Source organism: Streptomyces sp. BBFR25, from assembly GCF_044590125.1.
Lineage (GTDB): Bacteria > Actinomycetota > Actinomycetes > Streptomycetales > Streptomycetaceae > Streptomyces > Streptomyces canus_D.
Window position 1 is genome coordinate 4,556,113 of sequence record NZ_CP172447.1, and the last position, 19,961, is coordinate 4,576,073.

At 70.7% G+C, this 19,961-nt stretch carries 20 protein-coding genes and 1 tRNA gene; 10 read left to right on the forward strand and 11 right to left on the reverse strand.

Going from position 1 to position 19,961, the window contains the following annotated elements; all coding sequences use genetic code 11:
- Positions 1–101 precede the first annotated feature (101 nt).
- A complete protein-coding gene (locus ACGH52_RS20780; protein WP_399941370.1) occupies positions 102–992 on the forward strand; it encodes a CPBP family intramembrane glutamic endopeptidase in 891 nt (296 codons plus the stop codon).
- On the opposite strand, the gene vanX is transcribed toward ACGH52_RS20780, so the two are convergent.
- From vanX to ACGH52_RS20805, 5 genes are all read right to left on the reverse strand, one after another.
- Positions 946–1,629, reverse strand: coding sequence for a D-Ala-D-Ala dipeptidase VanX (vanX, locus tag ACGH52_RS20785; protein ID WP_399941373.1), 684 nt, complete (start codon positions 1,627–1,629; stop codon positions 946–948). The genes ACGH52_RS20780 and vanX overlap by 47 nt on opposite strands.
- Positions 1,626–2,684: a D-alanine--(R)-lactate ligase VanA-Sc gene (gene vanA-Sc, locus ACGH52_RS20790; RefSeq protein ID WP_399941376.1), complete on the reverse strand. Its 1,059-nt coding sequence runs from the start codon at positions 2,682–2,684 to the stop codon at positions 1,626–1,628. The genes vanX and vanA-Sc overlap by 4 nt, the downstream gene beginning before the upstream one ends.
- Positions 2,677–3,702, reverse strand: a complete 1,026-nt coding sequence (gene vanH / locus ACGH52_RS20795) for a D-lactate dehydrogenase VanH (RefSeq protein WP_399946812.1) — start codon at positions 3,700–3,702, stop codon at positions 2,677–2,679. Before vanH ends, vanA-Sc begins: the two co-directional genes overlap by 8 nt.
- A 174-nt stretch (positions 3,703–3,876) precedes the next feature.
- The gene (locus ACGH52_RS20800) at positions 3,877–5,070 is read right to left on the reverse strand and encodes a lipid II:glycine glycyltransferase FemX (protein ID WP_399941379.1); all 1,194 of its coding nucleotides are present in this window, start codon (positions 5,068–5,070) and stop codon (positions 3,877–3,879) included.
- Positions 5,071–5,190: 120 nt separating this feature from the next.
- Positions 5,191–6,285: an endonuclease/exonuclease/phosphatase family protein gene (locus tag ACGH52_RS20805; RefSeq protein ID WP_210974291.1), complete on the reverse strand. Its 1,095-nt coding sequence runs from the start codon at positions 6,283–6,285 to the stop codon at positions 5,191–5,193.
- Positions 6,286–6,372: 87 nt separating this feature from the next.
- On the opposite strand from ACGH52_RS20805, the gene vanR-Sc reads away from it, so the two are divergent.
- The 4 genes from vanR-Sc to ACGH52_RS20825 all read left to right on the forward strand — a co-directional run bounded on the left by vanR-Sc (position 6,373) and on the right by ACGH52_RS20825 (position 9,813).
- Positions 6,373–7,068 carry a VanSc-type vancomycin resistance response regulator transcription factor VanR gene (vanR-Sc, locus tag ACGH52_RS20810; protein WP_059301720.1) on the forward strand — a complete coding sequence of 232 codons (696 nt, stop codon included), beginning with the start codon at positions 6,373–6,375 and terminating at the stop codon, positions 7,066–7,068.
- On the forward strand, positions 7,061–8,149 hold the full coding sequence (locus ACGH52_RS20815; protein ID WP_076975090.1) for a HAMP domain-containing sensor histidine kinase: 1,089 nt from the start codon (positions 7,061–7,063) through the stop codon (positions 8,147–8,149). Before vanR-Sc ends, ACGH52_RS20815 begins: the two co-directional genes overlap by 8 nt.
- Before the next feature lie 222 nt (positions 8,150–8,371).
- Entirely contained in the window at positions 8,372–9,106 is a 735-nt protein-coding gene (locus ACGH52_RS20820) for a dienelactone hydrolase family protein (RefSeq protein WP_399941383.1), read from the forward strand.
- A gap of 95 nt (positions 9,107–9,201) precedes the next feature.
- Positions 9,202–9,813, forward strand: coding sequence for a dihydrofolate reductase family protein (locus ACGH52_RS20825; protein ID WP_399946815.1), 612 nt, complete (start codon positions 9,202–9,204; stop codon positions 9,811–9,813).
- Between the two features lie 106 nt (positions 9,814–9,919).
- Here ACGH52_RS20825 and ACGH52_RS20830 read toward each other — a convergent pair.
- From ACGH52_RS20830 to ACGH52_RS20840, 3 genes are all read right to left on the reverse strand, one after another.
- Positions 9,920–9,993 (reverse strand) — tRNA-Pro (locus ACGH52_RS20830).
- Between the two features lie 67 nt (positions 9,994–10,060).
- Positions 10,061–10,813, reverse strand: a complete 753-nt coding sequence (locus ACGH52_RS20835; RefSeq protein WP_399941386.1) for a Pr6Pr family membrane protein — start codon at positions 10,811–10,813, stop codon at positions 10,061–10,063.
- Positions 10,814–10,912: 99 nt separating this feature from the next.
- Positions 10,913–11,842: a metallophosphoesterase gene (locus ACGH52_RS20840; RefSeq protein WP_210974286.1), complete on the reverse strand. Its 930-nt coding sequence runs from the start codon at positions 11,840–11,842 to the stop codon at positions 10,913–10,915.
- A gap of 120 nt (positions 11,843–11,962) precedes the next feature.
- On the opposite strand from ACGH52_RS20840, the gene ACGH52_RS20845 reads away from it, so the two are divergent.
- On the forward strand, positions 11,963–12,427 hold the full coding sequence (locus ACGH52_RS20845; RefSeq protein WP_399941389.1) for a GatB/YqeY domain-containing protein: 465 nt from the start codon (positions 11,963–11,965) through the stop codon (positions 12,425–12,427).
- A gap of 111 nt (positions 12,428–12,538) precedes the next feature.
- Here ACGH52_RS20845 and ACGH52_RS20850 read toward each other — a convergent pair whose 3' ends face one another.
- Positions 12,539–14,806, reverse strand: a complete 2,268-nt coding sequence (locus tag ACGH52_RS20850; protein WP_121702324.1) for a transglycosylase domain-containing protein — start codon at positions 14,804–14,806, stop codon at positions 12,539–12,541.
- Between the two features lie 460 nt (positions 14,807–15,266).
- Here ACGH52_RS20850 and wblA point away from each other — a divergent pair, with 460 nt between their 5' ends.
- Positions 15,267–15,605, forward strand: coding sequence for a transcriptional regulator WblA (wblA, locus tag ACGH52_RS20855; protein ID WP_011029097.1), 339 nt, complete (start codon positions 15,267–15,269; stop codon positions 15,603–15,605).
- 33 nt (positions 15,606–15,638) lie between these two features.
- On the opposite strand, the gene ACGH52_RS20860 is transcribed toward wblA, so the two are convergent.
- Both ACGH52_RS20860 and ACGH52_RS20865 read right to left on the reverse strand, forming a co-directional pair.
- A complete protein-coding gene (locus ACGH52_RS20860; protein ID WP_399941393.1) occupies positions 15,639–17,042 on the reverse strand; it encodes an ArsA family ATPase in 1,404 nt (467 codons plus the stop codon).
- On the reverse strand, positions 17,039–18,016 hold the full coding sequence (locus ACGH52_RS20865) for an ArsA-related P-loop ATPase (protein WP_121702326.1): 978 nt from the start codon (positions 18,014–18,016) through the stop codon (positions 17,039–17,041). The genes ACGH52_RS20860 and ACGH52_RS20865 overlap by 4 nt, the downstream gene beginning before the upstream one ends.
- A 106-nt stretch (positions 18,017–18,122) precedes the next feature.
- Here ACGH52_RS20865 and ACGH52_RS20870 point away from each other — a divergent pair, with 106 nt between their 5' ends.
- The 3 genes from ACGH52_RS20870 (at position 18,123) to ACGH52_RS20880 (ending at position 19,934) form a co-directional block, all read left to right on the forward strand.
- Positions 18,123–18,284, forward strand: coding sequence for a DUF4177 domain-containing protein (locus tag ACGH52_RS20870; protein WP_003975360.1), 162 nt, complete (start codon positions 18,123–18,125; stop codon positions 18,282–18,284).
- Positions 18,281–18,748, forward strand: a complete 468-nt coding sequence (locus ACGH52_RS20875; protein WP_059301710.1) for a RidA family protein — start codon at positions 18,281–18,283, stop codon at positions 18,746–18,748. Before ACGH52_RS20870 ends, ACGH52_RS20875 begins: the two co-directional genes overlap by 4 nt.
- A gap of 166 nt (positions 18,749–18,914) precedes the next feature.
- Positions 18,915–19,934, forward strand: a complete 1,020-nt coding sequence (locus ACGH52_RS20880; RefSeq protein WP_399941397.1) for an alpha/beta fold hydrolase — start codon at positions 18,915–18,917, stop codon at positions 19,932–19,934.
- The last annotated feature ends 27 nt before the right edge of the window (positions 19,935–19,961 follow it).

Here is a 19,961-nt window from a genome sequence, read left to right on the forward strand (position 1 = left end):
ACTGACGCCGTGACGCACTGACCTCCTGACGTCCTGACGTCACGACGTCCTGACGTCCTGACGCACGACACCCCATGACCACGGACGATCGAAGGTTTGGCATGCCCACTTCACAGACTGCACAGACCACCCCGCAAGATTCCTCACTCACCTCGCGCACCGCCTCCGCCCCCACCCCCGGTCGCTCCTACCGCGCCGACCTGACCCTCTTCATGGTCATCGCCTTCGCCGTGAGCTGGCTCTCCTGGGGCGTGGCGATCGCGCTGGGCGGCACGGAGACGAACGCCGCCGCCAACGCCCCGTTCATGCTCGGCGCATTCGGCCCGCTGGTGGGCGCCCTGGTGCTCCGCGTCCGCCGCCGCCGACGCGGCGAACCGGTCCCCGGGCACGTCGTCCCCTTCCGGTGGGCGCTGCTGCCCAAGGCCCTGCTCCTGCTGGTGCTGGGCTCGGTGACCGTCCTGGCCGCCGCCCTGCTGGCGAGCCGAGCGGGCGGCCCCGAACTGAGCCTGGACGTGGCGAAGGACGCCGTCGAGGACTTCGGCGGACCCGCGGCGTTCCTCGTAGGCATGCTGGTCAGCGGCCCGCTGTCCGAGGAGCCGGGCTGGCGGGGCACCGCCTACCCGAGGCTGCGCGAGAAGCTGGGCACCTTCCGGGTCTGCCTGGTCCTGGGCGTCACCTGGGCCGTGTGGCACCTCCCGCTGTTCTTCATCGACGGCACCGTTCAGCACGACCTGGGCCTCGCCACCCCGAGCGGCGTCCTGTTCGTCGCCAGCAACATCCCGATGGCCATGCTGGTCACCGCCGCCTACGAGCGCGCCGGCATCGCCGCCTCGATCGCGGGGCACTTCGCGGTCAACACGACGATGATCCTGCTCGCCGTGGAGGAGCCGAAGGTCCAGGCCATGATTCTCGGCATCCAGACCCTCACGGTGACGGCCCTCCTCCTCACCCACCGCACGGAACGACTGCGGCGGGCAGGATCGTCGCGGTGACGGGGAAGTCGAAGTAGGTGTCCGGGTGCGGTTCGTCCTTCAGCGTGTAGTGCCACCACTCGCAGTCGTAGGAGTCGAAACCGCAGGCGTCCATGATCGAACGCAGCCGCCTGCGGTTCGCCGCCTCGACTTCCGGGATCCCCGGTGCGTCGTGATGGGAGACGGCGTCCATGAGGTCGTGGTCGCCGCCCATGGGGGCGAGTTCACCGGTGGCCAGGTGGTACAGCGTCAGGTCGACGGTGCCGCCCCGGCTGTGGCCCGACCTGGCGGCCACGTACCCCCGGTCGAACATCTCGGCCCTGCCGATGTTCGGGTAGTGCCGCGCCTTCGTCCGGCCGTCCTCCGGCTGCCGGGACCAGCGGAGGAAGCAGTCCACGGCCCGCTGCGGGCGGTAGCCGTCCCACAGGAGCAGCCCGAAACCGAGGGACTCGGCCCGCTCCTCCGCCCGGCCCAGAGCCGCACACAGGGCCTTCGTGCCGACGATCCGGTTCGCCAGGTATCCGTCCACCGGTTTGCCGGTGAAGTTGTCCCAGGTGGCGTACTTGGCGTCCCACCGGATGTCCGGCACCAGCTCGTCCACGAAGGCGAAGTCCCCGGTCGTCGGTGCCACCCCGGTCGTCGGTGCCACCCCGGTCATCGGAGCTTCCCCGTCAACGCCAGCGACACCGTCCGGTCGATCACTTCGGCGAGCGGCAGCCCGGCGGCGGCCATCATCCTCGGATAGCGGCTGTACGAGGTCATGCCGGGCAGGGTGTTGACCTCGTTGAGGACGACCTCGCCGTCGTCCTTGAGGAACAGGTCCACCCGCGCCAGCCCGCTGCACCCGAGGGCGACGTACACGGCCTTCGCGGTCTCCTGGACGCGCGTCCGCGCCTCGGCCGGGATGTCGGCGGGAACGATCGCCGTGGAGTTCTCCGAGCCGCTTTCGGGCTCCTCCTCCTGGTGGATCCGGAAGAACCCGTGGGAGAGCGCGATGCGGTCCACCTCACCCACGACCAGTTCCGTGTCGTCGCCCAGGACGGCGCAGCCGATCTCGCTGCCGACGACGGCCTCCTCGACCAGCACCTTCCTGTCGTACCGCCGGGCGGCCTCGACCGCCGCCGCCAGCTCCTCGGGCCGGGACACCTTGCCGACGCCGAAGGACGACCCCGAACGGGCCGGCTTCACGAAGACGGGATACGTGAACCGGTCGGGATCGACGCGCTCGTCCCCCGTCACGTTCCAGAAGTCGGGCGTGGCGATCCCCGCGCTCCCGGCGACGACGTACGCGAGGGACTTGTCCATGCACACGGCGGAACTCTGGACGTCGCAGCCCACGTACGGAATGCCGGATAGCTCCAGCAGGCCCTGCGTCGCACCGTCCTCGCCGAGGGTGCCGTGCAGGACGGGCAGGACGACGTCCAGGCTGATCGTCGTGTACCGCCCCTGCTCCAGCACGAGCAGCCCGTGGACGCCGCGGTCCGGCGACAGCACGGCCGGGCGGCAGTCGCCGTCCTCCCAGTCCGGCCCGGGACCGTCGCAGAGCTTCCACGCGCCGTCCCTCGTGATGCCCACGAAGAAGGGCTCGTACTTCTCGGTGTCGAGGTGGCGTGCGACCTCCCGGGCCGACTTGACGGAGACGGCGTGTTCTTCGGAAGAGCCTCCGAATATGACGCCGATCCTCACCTTGGCCGACTGGTCCGACTCAGACATGCTGCTTCCCGCTTTCGAAATTCAGGCAGTTGATGAGGGAGTTCTCGACCGTGTCCCTGAGGGCGTGGTCGGTGTAAAAGGCGGTGTGCGGGCTGATGAGCACGTTCGGCATCTTCTGCAGCCGCGCCAGCAGGGTGCTTTCGATGGGCCTGTTCCGGCAGTCGGCGTAGAAGATTCCTTCCTCGCCTTCGAGGACGTCCAGCGCCGCACCGCTCAATCCGCCGCTCTCCAGCGCCGCGACCAGGGCCTCGGTGTCGATGAGCGGGCCCCGTCCGGTGTTGATGACGAACGCGCCCCTCTTGATCCGCCGAATACGTCGCTCGTCGAGGAGGTGACGCGTATCCGCGCTCAGCGGGACATGCAGCGTCACGATGTCGCTCGACCGCAGCAAGTCATCCAGGGGGACGTGATCGGCCGCGGTCCCGGCCCGGTTGCCGTGAGCCAGGACACGGGCGCCGAAACCCCGCAGCCTGTCCACGACCGCCGCGCCGATGCGCCCCGTTCCGACCACGCCGACGGTCAGGTCGCGCAGCTCCCTGCCGCGCACCTCGTGCAACCGGTAGTCGTGCAGGTCGGTGCGGCGGACGGTGGCTTTCGCATTGCGCACCGCCATCAGCATGAGCATCAGGGTGTAGTCGGCCACGCTGTCGGGGGAGTAGACGACGTTCCCGACGGTCATGCCGATACGTGCCGCGTATTCCACGTCGATGTGGTCGTAGCCGATGCTCCGTGTGGACAGGTACGTCACACCGGCTTGGCGGAGCGCGAGAAGAGTGGCCGCGGCGACGGGCGCCTTGTGCCCCACGCTGACGCACCGGTTTCCGGAGGTCAACCCGACATTGTCTTCGGACACCGCGTCCTGAGTAAGGGTGGCCCTGACGCCGAAACGGGGTGCCAACTGCCGGAACAGGGCGGCCTCGTCGTTCCCGCAGCCGTACACCGTGATTCCCGTCGTGGCCGGAACGGCCGAGGAGATCGACGGGGCCGAGGAGGGCGGGGATGCCGGTGAAAAGGTCATGCCCCGATTCAAGGCGGCCAGGTGTTGCCGGTGCGTATGCGCTTTTCGATATCCCGGCAATACGTTACCGGCCGGTAAGTCGCGGGTGAGTCATACGAGTACGAGCTGAACGAGGCGAACGAGTTGCACGAGTTGCACGAGTTGCACGGGTCGACGGGTTGCACGAGTTGCCCCTCACCGCCCGCGTCGTCTCATGTAGAGGTCGAAGGTCCGGTAGACCAGCGGCCGCAGCGGCAGGTCCCACTCGCCCACGTACCGCACCGCCTGACCGCCGGCGCCGACCTTGAACCGGACCAGCCCGACGTGCGGGTCGTCGCCGTCGAGGGTCGGGGTGATGCCGCGCAGGTCGTAGACGTCGCAGCCGGCGGCCAGCGCGTCGCGGATCATCGCCCACTGGCAGGCGTTGGAGCCCCGCACCTCGCGCTTCTCGGTGGACGAGGCACCGTAGGCGTACACCGCGTGCGTACCGACGCGGACCATGACGGTGGCGGCGACCAGGTCGCCCCGGTGACGGGCCAGGTAGAGCCTGATCCGCTCGGGGTCCTCGGCACCGAGCACCGCGAACATGGTTTCGAAGTAGCGCAGCGGCCGGGGCGTGAAGCGGTCGCGCTCGGCGGTGTGGACGTAGAGGTCGTGAAACGCCTTCACCTCATCCCGGTGCACGACCGGGCCGCCGGTGACCTCAACGCCCTCCTTGGCCGCCTTCCTGATGTTGCGCCGCCAGAGCTGGTTCATGCCCTTGAGCAGGTCGTCCTCGGTTCTGCCGGTCAGCGGGACCTCGTACTTGAACTGCGGATGCCCGACCCCGAAGCCGTCCTCCGGGTTCTGCGGCAGCCAGCCCGCGTCCCTGAGCCGACCGGTCACCCGGGCACCGACGGGGTCGGTCCAGTGGGCGGGCACATCGGTGAGCCGCCGCGTGCCCGGATCGGCGATGCCCTCCTTGACCTGGTCGGCGCTCCAGCCGTCCGTGCGCACCGGCGGACCGAGCCGGATCGCGAACGCGCCCCGTGCCTTGAGGTAGGCGGCCAGTGGGTCGAGCCACGCGTCGAGGTCGCCGGACCAGTCGATGACCGGGCCCTCGGGAAGATAGGCCAGCGTGAAGCGCTCGAGCCGCGGCACCGGGCGGTGCAGGACGAGCCCGGCGCCGACCAGTCGCGGGCCGTCGTACCAGCCGAGGGACTCGCTGCGCCACTCGGTCTTGACCCGCCCCCAGGCCGGGGTCTGCAGGAAGCTGACCGAGCGCTGTGCCCGCACGAACGCCAGGTGCTCGGCGGCGCTGATCGGCCGGAGGGTCAGGTCCCCGCTCGCCGTCCCGGAGGGGTGCCGCCGGGTCCGGGACGCTGGTCGTGCTGGTTCGCTGTAGGACATGCCGCCCAGTCAAGGCGGCGCGGTGTTGCCGACACGTATGCGGTTTTCGATACGCCGGCGATATCTCCCGGATCTCCGGGCGAGGTCGGGCAAGGCGGCCCCGGTCCCGTCAGGCGACGCTCACCAGCTGACTCCGGCCGCCACCGGCAGATGGTCGCTGCCGGTGGCGGGCAGCACCCACGAACCGGTCGGCTCCACGCCGCGCACCAGGATCTGGTCGATCCGCGCCACCGGGAACCTCGCCGGCCAGCTGAAGCCGAACCCGTCCCCGGCCGCGTCCTGGGCCGAGCGCAGCCGCGAGGTGATGCCCGCCAACGCGCGGTCGTCCAGGGTGCCGTTCAGGTCGCCGAGCAGCATCACCCGCTCGCTCCGGTCGGCGGCGAGGACCTCGCCGAGCGCTTGCGCGTTCCGGTCGCGGGAGCCCGTCCAGAAGCCCGACCGGGGCGTGAGCCGTACGGAACCCAGATGGGCCACGTACACCACCAGCGGACCCCGCTCCGTGGCCACCGTGGTGCGCAGCGCCCGGTTGCCGGCCAGCTGGACGTCGGCCGGTTTGGTGTCCGCGAGCGGCCCGTAGTCCGTCGCGATGTCGACCGGCCGCGAGTCCGACAGCGGCAGCCTGCTCCACAGCCCGACCGTGCCCTGCACCGTGTGGTGCGGGTACGCCCCCGCCAGCTCCTTCTCGTACACCCCCCGGTCCTCCTCGGTGATCTCCTCCAGGGCCAGCACGTCCACCCCGGAGGCGACCAGGTCGCGGGCGGTGCCGACCGGGTCCGGATTCTCGGCGCCGACGTTGTGGGTGGCCACGGTGAGGTCGCCGCCCGGTTCGGACTTGTCGACGAGCAGCCCGCCGAAGAGGCTCAGCCACACCGTGACCGGCAGCACCAGCGCGAGCACCGCGGAGGCGGACCGGCGCCACAGCGCCCCGGCCGCGAGCACGGGGACGAGGAGCCCGAACCACGGCAGGAAGGTCTCCACCAGACTGCCGAGCGACCCGGCCCGGTTCGGGATCCCGCCGTGCAGCAGCATGACCAGACCCAGCAGCAGCGCGGCCCCCGTGAGCACAGGCCCCCGCTTCCATGCCGCCGACCGGACGGCACGACGGAACGTGGCACGCGGCAGCCGACTCGGTGCCGCGGCCGTATCTCTCGTAGCTTCTGCCGGTGCCGCTGCTTCCGATACCGGAGGTGGCGCCGGCGGTGAGGTGTGACGCATACGGTCAGTGAACGGGGCGCGGTGTTGCCGGCACGTATGCGGTTTTCGATATGCCGGCGATACGCGCCCACTCGTAACCTCGACGGCATGCGTGTGCTGATTGTCGAGGACGAGCCCTACCTGGCGGAGGCGATCCGCGACGGCCTGCGCCTGGAGGCGATCGCGGCCGACATCGCGGGGGACGGCGACACCGCGCTGGCGCTGCTGAGCGTCAACGCCTACGACATCGCCGTCCTCGACCGCGACATCCCCGGCCCGTCCGGCGACGAGATCGCCGCGCGCATCGTCGCCTCCGGCAGCGGCATGCCGATCCTCATGCTCACCGCGGCCGACCGCCTCGACGACAAGGCCTCCGGCTTCGGGCTCGGCGCCGACGACTACCTGACCAAGCCGTTCGAGCTGCAGGAGCTGGCGCTCAGGCTCCGGGCCCTCGACCGCAGGCGCGCCCACAGCAGGCCCCCCGTGCGGGAGATCGCCGGTCTGCGCGTCGACCCGTTCCGCAGGGAGGTCTACCGGGACGGCCGCTACGTCGCGCTGACCAGGAAGCAGTTCGCGGTGCTCGAAGTGCTGGTCGCCGCGGAGGGCGGTGTCGTCAGCGCCGAGGAACTCCTGGAACGCGCGTGGGACGAGAACGCCGACCCCTTCACCAACGCGGTCCGCATCACCGTCTCGGCCCTGCGCAAGCGCCTCGGCGAACCGTGGATCATCGCCACCGTGCCGGGCGTCGGCTACCGCATCGACACGGGGCCCGCCGCCGGGCCCGACGGCGGTGACCGTGGCTAGACAGCCCGGCTTGAGCGTCCGCCTCAAACTCACCCTCAGCTACGCCGGGTTCCTCATGCTCGCCGGTGCTCTGCTGCTCGTCGCCGTGGGCGTGTTCCTCGTGCGGCAGGGGTGGCTGATCACCAACGAATGGGGGTCGGTGAGAGCGACTCCGGGCACCATCTTCCTCCGCAGTTTCGCCCCGACGGCAGCCGCGCTCATGGTGTTCCTCCTGGTGTTCGGCCTCCTGGGCGGCTGGTTCCTCGCCGGACGGATGCTCGCCCCCCTGGACCGCATCACCCACGCCACCCGCACGGCCGAGGCCGGATCGCTGTCCCACCGGATCCGGCTGCCGGGCCGCAAGGACGAGTTCCGCGAACTCGCCGACGCCTTCGACACGATGCTCGCCCGCCTCGAAGCCCACGTGGCCGAACAGCAGCGCTTCGCGGCCAACGCCTCGCACGAGCTGCGCACCCCGCTGGCCGTCTCGAAGGCCCTCCTGGACGTGGCCCGCACCGACCCGGACCAGGACACCGACGAGATCATCGACCGCCTCCACTCCGTGAACACCCGGGCGATCGACCTCACCGAGGCCCTGCTCCTGCTCAGCCGCGCCGGCCAGCGCTCCTTCGCCCGGGAACGCGTCGACCTGTCCCTCCTCGCGGAAGAGGCCGCCGAAACCCTCCTCCCCCTCGCGGAGAGACACGGCATCACCCTCGAAACCGGCGGCGAGGTGACCCCCGCCCTCGGATCACCGACCCTCCTCCTGCAACTGACCACGAACCTCGTCCACAACGCGATCGTCCACAACCTCCCCGACGGGGGCAGCGTCCGGGTCCACACCACTCCAGGCCCCCGCACCGCGCTGCTCACCGTCGAGAACACCGGCGAACGGATCAGCCCCCACCAGGCCTCGACCCTCACGGAACCCTTCCAACGCGGCACGGAACGCGTACACACCGACCACCCGGGCGTCGGCCTGGGCCTGGCCATCGTCCACACCATCACCCAGGCCCACGACGGCACCCTCACCCTCACCCCCCGCCCCGCCGGCGGCCTCCGCGTCACCGTGGAACTGCCGACGAGCCACCCCGGTGCATAGAAGCCGTGGCAGGGAACGCGTCCGGTGGACTACGGTGCGGCCATGACTACCGGGACGGCTTCGCGCCACACACGGATCGGTGACCCGGTGCCCTCCTGAGCGCCGCACGGCCGGGCGCGGTCCCGCTGTCGGACCGAGGATCCCGCACCGCCGCACGGTCCCCGCCTCCGTCGTGTGTTGATCACAGCCTCGGCACATCAACCACGACAGGAGAGAGAACTCATGCCCACCAAGACGCTGCGGATTCCCACCACGGACGGCGTGGCCGACGCCTTCGCCGCCTTCCCCGACGACGGAGAGCGGCACCCGGGGGTGCTCATGTACGCGGACGCCTTCGGCATCCGGCCCGCGCTGCGCGAGATGGCCCGCGAACTGGCCGGTCACGGCTACTACGTACTCGTCCCCCACTTCTTCTACCGGCACGGCCCGGCACCGGTGGTCGAACTTCCCGAGCACATCGGAGAAGAGGCCCGCGTCGCGCTCGTCGCCCGCCTGATGCCCCTGATCGAGGCACACACGACCGAACGCGTGGTGAGCGACGCCGACGCCTACCTCGGGTTCCTCACCGCCCAGCCCGAGGTCGGCTCCGGACCGGTCGCCGTGACCGGCTACTGCATCGGCGGCCTCCTGGCCGTGCGTACCGCGGTGGCCCACCCCCGCCAGGTGGCCGCTCTCGCCGCGTTCCACGCCCCCGTGGGAGCGGCCGGGCCCGACGCCCTCGCGAGTCTCACCGCCCAGGTCCACTTCGGCCATGCCGAAACCGACCTGACCTCCGAGGCCCTGGGCGAACTCAACGGGGCCCTGGACGCCGCGGGGGTCGACTACACCTCGGAGATCTACCCCGGCACCGTCCACGGCTTCACCATGCCCGACACCGACTCCTTCGACGCGGCCGCACAACGGCACCACTGGGACCGCCTGCTCCCCCTGCTCGCCCGCACTCTGACCAACGACTGAGGCGTCGGTGAGCGGAGAAGGGGGCCGGCCGTGTTCCCCTCGGAGAGGGCCGAGTCGGCCGTAGAAGCCGAACCGCGGAGAGGAAGTGATGCGTGATGAAACTGGTGGTGCAGGAGTTCCTGACGCTCGACGGTGTCTCCCAGGGTCCGGGTTCCCCGGACGAGGACACCAGCGAGGGGTTCACCCGGGGCGGCTGGTTCGTGCCGTACCTGGACGAGGAGTTCGACCGGCTGGTCGGCACCTGGCTCGACGAGGCGGACGCCTTCCTCTTCGGCCGCCGTACCTACCAGAACTTCGCCCGGGACTGGCCGAACATGACCGACCACCCCAACGCCCGCATCCTCAACGGCCTGCCGAAGTACGTGGCCTCCCACACCCTGACCCGGGCCGACTGGAACCCGACCACGATCCTGTCCGGCGACCTCCCCACCCAGGTCGCCGCCCTGAAGCGACAGCCCGGCCGGGAACTGCAGATCCACGGCAGCGCCCGACTGGCCCAGTCCCTGCTGGCCACCGGCCTGATCGACACCCTGCGCCTCGTGACCGCCCCGGTCGTGCTGGGCCAGGGCCACCGCCTCTTCCCACCCGGCGGAGCACCGACCGCCCTACGGCTCACCGGCCAACAGACGACCCCGGGCGGCCTCTCGATCCACACCTATGAACCGACGGGCTCCCCGGAGTACGGGACGTACGGGGCCGACGCGTAGCCCCTACCGCCGGAGGCCCTCACCGGTCGCCTCCGGCACCCCGCGCAGGAAAGCCGTCAGGGCCCGACCCGCACTGCGGATCAGGCCCTGACCTGTTACTTCACTGTCGGGGTGGCGGGATTTGAACCCACGACCTCTTCGTCCCGAACGAAGCGCGCTACCAAGCTGCGCCACACCCCGATCGTCGCTGCTCGTCGCGGCGACGTCGTTTACTTTAGCCCACCGGTGGCCGGAGACGAAATCCGGTTTAGCGGGGGCGGCGGAGCGGGTCCGGGCGGATGTGGTCCAGGGATACGAGGAGTACGGCCAGGGCGTAGAGGGCGAGGCCGATGAGGAGGGCGTTGCCGAGGACGATCTTGTAGCCGTGCTGGTCGACGTCGAGGAAGGGGTAGAGGTACCGGCCCTCGGAGCCGGGGAGGAGCAGCTCGCCGCGGGTCAGGGAGAAGGCCAGGTAGGCCAGGGGGTACAGGAGCCATACGGGGGCCTGGCGCAGGTGGAGGCGGCCGGCGGGGGTGAGCAGGAGCCAGTCCAGGAGTGCGGCCACCGGTAGCGCCGTGTGGAGGATGTGCGTCGCGGCGGTCTGCCAGGCCGTGCCGGTGCCGTCCGCCGACGCCGCGAAGGGACTCGACGCGTGGGCCAGGAGCACGTGGTGGACCAGGGCCGCGGCGAGGACGTAGAAGAGGGCCGCACCCGTGAGGGCGCCCGGCAGTGGGTGGTGGGCGGACCAGGCGCACCGCGCGGAGGCGAGCATGACCAGCGCCAACAGGATGCCGCTCTGGATCGTGAAGTGGCTCAGGGCCGTGGCGGGGGCACCGCCGGTGAGCAGTTCGAGCGCGACGCCGGTGAGGGCCAGCAGGGCGATCAGGCCGCGGAAGACGGCGACCGCGCGTCGGCGGGCCGGGATCAGTACGGCGCGGGCCGGTACGACGGTGGGCGGCAGGACGACGTGGCCCGGGATCGGGGGGAGGTCCGGGATGTCCCTGGGTATCGGGGCTGTCATGGGGTCAAACTAGACAGACCGGACGTAGCGGGCTATGTGGGTGGGCCGTGTGGGTTACCCCAGGTGGCCCTGGGCCCCGGCTCCCCGGGGCCCAGGACGTCAGCTCTCCCGCCCCACCAGGGTCAGCAGCGTCGCCTCCGGTGGGCAGGCGAAGCGGAACGGGGTGTAGCGGTTCGCGCCGCAGCCGGCCGAGACGTGGAGGTAGGACGTGTGGCCCCCGGAGGTGTGCGTGGACAGGCCCTTCACGCGGTCGGTGTCCAGGTCGCAGTTGGTGACCAGGGCACCGTAGAAGGGGACGCACAGCTGGCCGCCGTGGGTGTGGCCGGCCAGGATCAGGGGGTAGCCGTCCGCCGCGTAGGCGTCCAGGACGCGCAGGTAGGGGGCGTGCACCACGCCCATCGAGAAGTCGGCCGTGCCGGACGGGCCGCCGGCCACCTCCGCGTACCGGTCCCGCTTGATGTGCGGGTCGTCCAGTCCCGTCAGCTCGACCGACACACCCTCGATCTTGAGCGAGCCGCGGGTGTTCGTGAGGTTCTGCCAGCCCGCGGCGTCGAAGCCGTCGCGCAGGTCCTCCCACGGGTTGTGGACGGCACCCACGACCGGCGGGTTGCCGTTCAGCCCGTGGCGGCCCTGGACCTTCTCGAGCAGGTACCGGGCGGGGTTGCGGGGCCTGGGCCCGTAGTAGTCGTTGGAGCCGAAGACATAGGCACCCGGGAACTCCATCAGGGGGCCCAGGGCGTCCAGGACCTCGGGGATGCCCTCCGGGTCGGACAGGTTGTCGCCGGTGTTGATCACGAAGTCGGGGCGCAGCCCGGCCAGCGAGCGCAGCCAGCGCTGCTTCTGGCGCTGACCGCCGACCATGTGGATGTCGGAGACCTGGAGGACGCGCAGCGGGCGCATTCCGGACGGGAGGACGGGGACCGTCACCCGTCGGAGGCGGAAGGCACGGGGCTCGATCCCCGCCGCGTAGATCAGACCGGCGGCGCCAACCGCCGTGATTCCCAGGGGTACTCCGTATCGCGCGCGCATACGTCCATCGTGTCAGAAGCGGCGGGGAAAGCGGCGAGGGGAGGCCGTCCGCGGCCGCCCTCACCGGGGGCGCGGAAATCAGCGGGCGCCGTTCCTCGCGCACCTGCGACAATCAGGTCCATGACCACGCTCAAGTCGAAGCTGCACGACGACCTCAACTCCGCGATCAAGGAGCGCGACGAGCTCCGCTCCTCGACGCTCCGGCTGACGCTGTCCGCGATCACCAAGGAGGAGGTCGCGGGTAAGGAGAAGCGTGAGCTCTCCGACGACGAGGTGCAGAAGGTGATCACCCGCGAGGCGAAGAAGCGCCGTGAGGCCGCCGAGGCCTTCGCCCAGGGTGGCCGCGCCGAGCAGGCCGAGCGGGAGAAGGCGGAGGGCGAGGTGCTCGCCGCCTACCTGCCGAAGCAGCTCTCCGACGACGAGCTGAACGCGATCGTCGCGCAGGCCGTCGAGGAGGCGAAGGCGGCCGGTGCCGAGGGTCCGCGTGCCATGGGCGCCGTGATGAAGATCGTGAACCCGAAGGTGGCCGGGCAGGCCGAGGGCGGCCGGGTCGCCGCCGCGGTCAAGACGCTCCTGGCCGGCTGAGGCGCCGCGGCGCCCTGGTGACGCCGTAGGGCAGTGAGGGCCCCCTCCGCGCGGTCGCGGAGGGGGCCCTCACTTTGGCCCACTCGGTCCTCACTCGGTGACGGGGAGCGGTCAGCGACGTCCGCCGGGCCCGTTGCCCGGACCCTGGATCAGGTTCCCCGGGAAGCCGCCGTCCCCGCCGCCGTTGCCGTTGCCGCCGTCGGTCAGGCCGGCGATGAAGCCTTCGTCGTCGCCGTTGTTCCCGTCGCCGTTGTTCCCGTCGTCGGGCTTGTCCTCGTCACGGCCCTTGTCCTTGTCCTTGTTCTTGTCGCCGTCCGGGATGTCGACGAGGTTGAACGAGGGGGAGTCCTTGCCCTCCAGGGCGCCGGTCATGGCGTCCTTCCAGATCGGGCCGGGGACCGCGCCACCGAAGACGAGGGGGTGGTAGACGCCGCCGATCGTGATGTTCTTCATCTCGACCTTCTGGGTGGCGCTGCCGACCCAGACCGCGCCCGACATGTTCGGCGTGTAGCCGACGAACCAGGCGTTCCTGCGCTCGTCGGTCGTACCCGTCTTGCCGGCGTTGGCGCGGTCGCTCAGACCGGCCTCCTTACCGGTACCGGAGTCGACCACGCCCTGCAGCAGGGTGTTCACGCTGTCCGCGGTCTTCTCCGTCATCGCGCGCGAGCACGTCGACTTCGGGACCTCCAGCGACTTCTGCTTGTTGCCGACCTTCTGGGTGATCGACTCGATCGCGACCGGCGTGCAGTACATGCCGCGCGAGGCGAAGGTCGCGTAGGCGCTCGCCATCGTCAGCGGGGACATACCGACCGAGCCGAGGGCGAGGGCGGAGGGGTTCTGCGGCAGCTTGTCGCCGTTGCCCTGGTGGACGTGGAGCTTGTCCGCCATGGAGGAGACCGGGCACAGCCCGATGTCGGCGAGCATCTGGACGAAGTAGGTGTTGACCGACTTGGCCATCGCCTCCTTCAGCCGGTACGGGCCGACCTCCGACTCGTTCTCGTTCTCGACGCGGTAGCCGCTGTCGTTGATCCAGGGCTTGTCGCAGGTCTGGATGGGGCTCGGGTAGTCCATGTCGTACGGCGACGCGTACTCCTTCGTCGCCGGTACGTTCTCCTCCAGGGCCGCGGCCGCCAGGAACGGCTTGAACGTCGAACCGGTCGGGAAGCCGAAGTTGGAGCCGCCCACGGCGTGGTCGACCGAGTAGTTGATCTCGGTCTCGTTCTTGCCGTAGCCGTACGGCTTCGACTGGCCCATCGCGACGATCCGGCCGGTGCCCGGTTCGACCAGCGTGCTCGCCGCGGCGACCGAGTCCGACTTGTTGACGTGGTCCTTGAGCGACTGGTGCACCGACTCCTGGGCCTGCGGGTCGAGCGTCGTACGGATGGTCAGGCCGCCCTGGTTCCAGACCTTGGCCCGGTCCTTGCGGGTCTTGCCGAAGACCGGTTCGCTCAGGAAGACCTCGCGCACGTAGTCGCAGAAGAAGCTTGCGTCGTTCACGGCGGTGATGCAGCCGTTCTTCGGCTTGCTGACCTTCAGCCCGAGCGGTGCCTTCTTCGCCTTCTCGGCCTGGGCCGGGGAGATGTCGCCGACCTGGGCCATGCGGTTCAGGACGATGTTGCGCCGCTTGGTGGCCTCCGCCTCGTCGTTGACCGGGTCGTACCGGCTGGGCGACTGGACGATGCCGGCCAGGAGGGCGGCCTCCTGGACGGTGAGGTCCTTGGCGTGCTTGGAGAAGTAGCGCTGGGAGGCCGCCTCGACACCGTAGGCCTGCTGGCCGAAGAACGTGATGTTCAGGTAGTTCTCGAGGATCTTCTTCTTGCCCAGCTCCTCCTCGACCTGGATCGCGAGCTTCAGCTCCTGGATCTTGCGGCCGATCGTCTGCTGGGTGGCCTGGGCGACCTTCGTGGCGTCGTCGCCCGCCTCCTCCACGAAGACGTTCTTGACGTACTGCTGGGTGAGCGTGGAGGCACCCTCGGAGACCTCGCCGCTGCGCGCGTTCTTGTTGAGGGCGCGCAGCACGCCCTTCAGGTCGATCGCGCCGTGCTCGTAGAAGCGGGAGTCCTCGATCGCGACGATCGCCTTCTGCATGTACGGCGAGATGTCCTTGAGGTCGACCACCGTCCGGTCGCGGGAGTAGACCGTGGCGATGGTGCCGCCCTCGGCGTCGAGGATGGTGGTGCGCTGGCTCAGCGGGGGAGTCTTCAGGTTGGCCGGGAGGGCGTCGAAGCCCTCCACCGACCCCTTGGCGGCCAGCCCCAGCGCGCCCACGGCGGGCAACGCGATGCCGGCCAGCACTGCTCCCGCGAGCACACTGACACCGAGGAACTTGGCGGCCTGCTGCGTTGGCGACAGACCACCGCCCGAGCGCTTCTTTGGCATGGAGGCAGCCTACGTTCTCATTCGCCGGACACACGTATATGCCTTGGCCTAAGCTGCACTCAACTGTCACAGCAGTGAGGCCACGTATCAATACGTCCGGCGACCCCGAATCGTTCCGGATCCCTCGAATTTTTTCTGAGGGGGCCCCGCTGGGGGGCGTGTTGGTGTGCACCGGCGCGTGCCACGGCGTGGGGGATGCGTGTCCGAATCCGCCTTGTGTGTCAACCAGTGTCCCTTGTGGTGCAACAGAGATGACCCTTATGTCGGGATCGTCGCGCATGTCGCCAGCTCACTCCCCCGGGTGATCTGCCGCTTACCCATAGTCCGTTCGGGCCATTCAAGATTGGGCCCGAAGGGGGTGTTGCGCTGTGCCCACCTTCCGTAACGTCCTCAACTGGCGGCGGTGAATATGCCGCTGCCGCCGTGGGGGAGCCTCGATTCGGGAGAGGACGGCGCCGGTATGGGCTGGGTAACCGACTGGAGTGCGCAGGCTGCCTGCCGCACTACCGATCCGGACGAACTGTTCGTTCAGGGAGCAGCGCAGAACAGGGCCAAGGCGGTGTGCACCGGATGTCCGGTGCGGACCGAGTGCCTGGCCGACGCGCTCGACAACCGCGTCGAGTTCGGCGTGTGGGGAGGCATGACGGAGCGGGAGCGCCGCGCACTGCTGCGCAGGCGGCCCACCGTGACCTCCTGGCGCCGGCTCCTCGAGACGGCGCGGACGGAGTACGAACGAGGGGTCGGCATCGTGCCCCTCGACGACGACGAGGTGTACGAGAACTACGCGGCCGTGGGCTGACCCCCACCAGGGCCGCAGGGCCCGAAGGCTGGATCAGGCGCCCGGCTCGGGCAGCTCGGTCCCGCCGGAAGCCAGGCGTGCCCCGATGTCCCGCAGCCCCGCGAGGTCGTGCACGTCGCCGGGCAGCGCGGCCACCTCGGTGACCGCCACCTCGGGATGACGCGCGGTGAAGCGGTCACGCGTGCGCTGCTCGCGGGCGAGCAGGTGCATGCGCTCGGCGTGCAGGCGCAGCAGACCGGCGGCGAGGGCGTCGACGGACCGCTCCGGTGCGTCGGGAGCCTCGGAGGAGGTGTCGGTGACCTCCGAAGAGGTGTCGGGAGCCTCGGGAGAGGCGGCGGAGGCCGAGTCGTCGGGGTGGGAGTCGGAGTCGGCGGGTCCTGAACTGCCGTGCGGGTCGGGAGAGTTGCCGGGGGCGGTACGAACTCCAGCTTTCCCGCCGTCCTGATCCACAATGCGGGCGTCCTCAAGATTTTCCGCGGCGGCGAGTGCCCGCTCGGCCGACAGCCGGTCGGCACCGCTGCCGTGGACCCGGTTGAGCACCAGACCGGCCAGCGGCATGTCCTCGGCGGCCAGCCGCTCCACGAAGTACGCGGCCTCGCGCAGTGCGTCCCGCTCCGGGGCCGCGACCACCAGGAACGCCGTCCCGGACGCCTGGAGCAGCTTGTACGTCGCGTCCGCGCGGGTACGGAACCCGCCGAACATCGAGTCCATCGCGGCCACGAAGGTCTGCACGTCCTTCAGGAACGGCCCGCCCAGCACCTTCCCCAGGACGCCCGTCATCATCGACATGCCGACGTTCAGGAACTTCATGCCCGCCCGGCCGCCGACCTTCGCCGGGGCCAGCAGGACGCGGATCAGCTTGCCGTCCAGGAAGGAACCGAGGCGCTTGGGGGCGTCCAGGAAGTCCAACGCCGAGCGGGACGGCGGCGTGTCGACGACGATGAGGTCCCACTCGTTCGTCGCCCGCAGCTGCCCGAGCTTCTCCATCGCCATGTACTCCTGCGTGCCCGCGAAGCCGGCCGACAGCGACTGGTAGAAGGGGTTGCCCAGGATCGCCGCCGCCCGTTCGGGATCCGCGTGGGACTCGACGATCTCGTCGAAGGTCCGCTTCATGTCGAGCATCATGGCGTGCAGCTCGCCGCCCGCCGAGTCATCGACGCCCTTCACCCGGCGCGGGGTGTTGTCGAGGGAGTCGATGCCCATGGACTGCGCGAGCCGCCGGGCCGGGTCGATGGTGAGGACGACCACCTTGCGGCCGCGCTCGGCCGCGCGCAGGCCCAGCGCCGCCGCCGTGGTCGTCTTGCCGACCCCGCCCGATCCGCAGCACACCACGATGCGGTTGCGCGGGTCCTCCAGCAGTCGGTCGACGTCGAGCACGCGCGCGGGGGCCAGGCGGCGCGCGCCCTCCTGGTGGCGGGCCGGGTCGTCCGGACTCATGCGATCCCCTGCTTCCGCAGCTCGGTGGCCAGTTCGTACAGGCCCGCCAGGTCCATGCCCTCGGCGAGCCGCGGCAGTTCGTGCGTCGGCAGGCCCAGCCCGGCGAGGACCGCCCGCTGCTCCTGCTCCAGCGCGTACCGCTCGGCGTACTCCCCGGCCTGGGCCAGCAGCGGGTCCACGAGCCGCTCGGCGTGCCCGCCCCGCCGCGCGCCGCCGAGCCCGGCCCCGGACAGCGACCGGGCCAGCGCCGTACGCGGTGTCTCCCGTACGAGCTCCAGGTCGGTGGCGTCCAGGGTCTGCGGCCGGACCATGTTGACGAAGACCCGGCCCACCGGGAGCCGCGCCGTCCGCAGCTCGGCGATGCCGTCCACGGTCTCCTGGACCGGCATCTCCTCCAGCAGCGTCACCAGGTGCACGGCGGTCTCCCGCGACTTCAGCACCCGCATCACGGCCTGCGCCTGATTGTGTATGGGGCCGACCTTCGCGAGCCCGGCCACCTCGTCGTTGACGTTGAGGAAGCGGGTGATGCGGCCGGTCGGCGGGGCGTCCATGACGACGTAGTCGTAGACGAACCGTCCCTTTTTGTCCTTGCGCCGGACCGCCTCGCACGCCTTGCCGGTCAGCAGGACGTCCCTGACCCCCGGCGCGATGGTCGTCGCGAAGTCGATCGCGCCGAGCTTCTTCAGGGCGCGTCCGGCGCTGCCCAGCTTGTAGAACATCTGGAGGTAGTCCAACAGCGCCAGTTCGGCGTCGATGGCGAGGGCGTACACCTCCCCGCCCCCGGGAGCGACGGCGATCTTCCGCTCCTCATAAGGCAGCGCCTCCGTTTCGAAGAGCTGCGCGATGCCCTGGCGGCCCTCGACCTCGACGAGAAGCGCGCGCTTCCCCTCGGTGGCCAGGGCCAGCGCGAGGGCCGCGGCCACCGTGGTCTTGCCGGTACCGCCCTTGCCACTGACGACCTGGAGCCTGCTCACGTCTTCGAGCGTAACCAGTCCGCGCGCCGAGTACGCCGGAGGCTGTGGACAACGTCGCCGCGGACGGCCCGCGAAGGCGTGTCGGGCAACGGCTAGAGTCGGCCGCATGACCAAGTGGGAATACGCAACCGTGCCGCTGCTCGTCCATGCCACGAAGCAGATTCTGGACACCTGGGGCGAGGACGGCTGGGAGCTCGTCCAGGTCGTGCCCGGGCCGAACAACCCCGAGCAGCTCGTCGCCTACCTGAAGCGGGAGAAGCAGGCATGAGCGCCGTCGAGGCGAAGCTCGCCGAGCTGGGTCTCACACTGCCCGAGGTCGTCCCGCCGCTGGCCGCGTACCAGCCCGCCGTGCAGTCCGGGCCGTACGTCTACACCTCCGGCCAGCTGCCGATGCTGGGGGGCAAGCTTCCGGTCACCGGCAAGGTCGGCGCGGAGGTCACCCCGGACGAGGCCAAGGAACTGGCCCGCACCTGCGCGCTGAACGCCCTGGCCGCGGTGAAGTCCGTCGCCGGTGACCTCGACCGCGTCGCGCGGGTCGTCAAGGTCGTCGGCTTCGTCGCCTCCGCGGCCGACTTCACCGGGCAGCCCGGCGTGATCAACGGCGCCAGCGAACTCCTCGGCGAGGTCCTGGGCGACAAGGGCGTCCACGCCCGCAGCGCGGTCGGCGTGGCGGTCCTCCCGCTGGACGCGCCGGTGGAGGTCGAGGTCCAGGTGGAGCTGGTCCAGCCGTAGCGGACGCCGGGTGCGAGGCGCGTTGCCAGCCCGGCAACAAACCTCGCCCCCGCCGCTCAGGACCCGCAGGATCGGTTCCATGCCCCCTACGGGGCGGGAGCCGGCCCAGGTCGGCGGGTCCCGGCCCGTACCGGGGCCGTACCGACCGTATGCGCCAGGAGGAGCCATGCCGCAGCCGCCCGTGACCGACCAGCAGGTTGACCAGCCCGTCCACCGTCTGGTGCCCTCACCCGCCGGCCGGATCCATCTGGTGGAGCAGGGCAGCGGGCCGCTGGTCCTGCTCGTGCACGGCTTCCCCGAGTCCTGGTACTCCTGGCGCCACCAGCTGCCCGCGCTGGCCGCCGCCGGGTTCCGCGCCGTCGCCCTCGACGTACGCGGCTACGGGCGCTCCTCGCGGCCCGAGGCCGTGGAGGCGTACCGGATGCACGACCTGGTCGCGGACAACGTCGCCGTGGTGGAGGCCCTGGGAGAACGCTCCGCCGTGGTCGTCGGCCACGACTGGGGTTCGAACATCGCCGCCCACTCCGCGCTGCTGCGGCCGGACGTCTTCCGCGCGGTGGGCCTGCTGAGCGTGCCGTACACCCCGCCGGGCGGGCCGAAGCCCAGCGAGGTCTTCGCCGGCATGAGCGACCCGGCCGGGCCGTTCGCCGGGCAGGAGTTCTACGTCTCCTACTTCCAGGAGCCCGGCCGTGCCGAGGCGGAGATCGAGCCGGACGTACGCGGCTGGCTCGGCGGCCTCTACGCCGCGCTGTCCGCCGACACCATGCCCGGCCCCGAGGAGCCCGACCCGCACTTCGTCGCCCCCGGCGGCAGGATGCGCGACCGGTTCCCGGCCGCCGGGCGGCTGCCCTCCTGGCTGACCGAGGAGGAGCTGGACGTCTACGCCGGGGAGTTCGAGCGGACCGGCCTGACCGGCGCCCTCAACCGCTACCGCAACATGGACCGCGACTGGGCCGACCTGGCCGCGCACGAGGGCGCCCCGATCACCCAGCCGTCGCTGTTCCTCGGCGGCGGCCTGGACGCCTCCACCACCTGGCTGTCCGAGGCCATCGAGGCGTATCCCGTCACCCTGCCCGGCCTGCGCGCCTCGCACGTCCTGGAGGGCTGCGGCCACTGGCTCCAGCAGGAGCGCCCCCAGGAGACGAACCGGCTGCTCATCGAGTGGCTGACCGGCCTGTCCACCTGAGGCCCGTCCGGCCCCGGGGGCCACTCG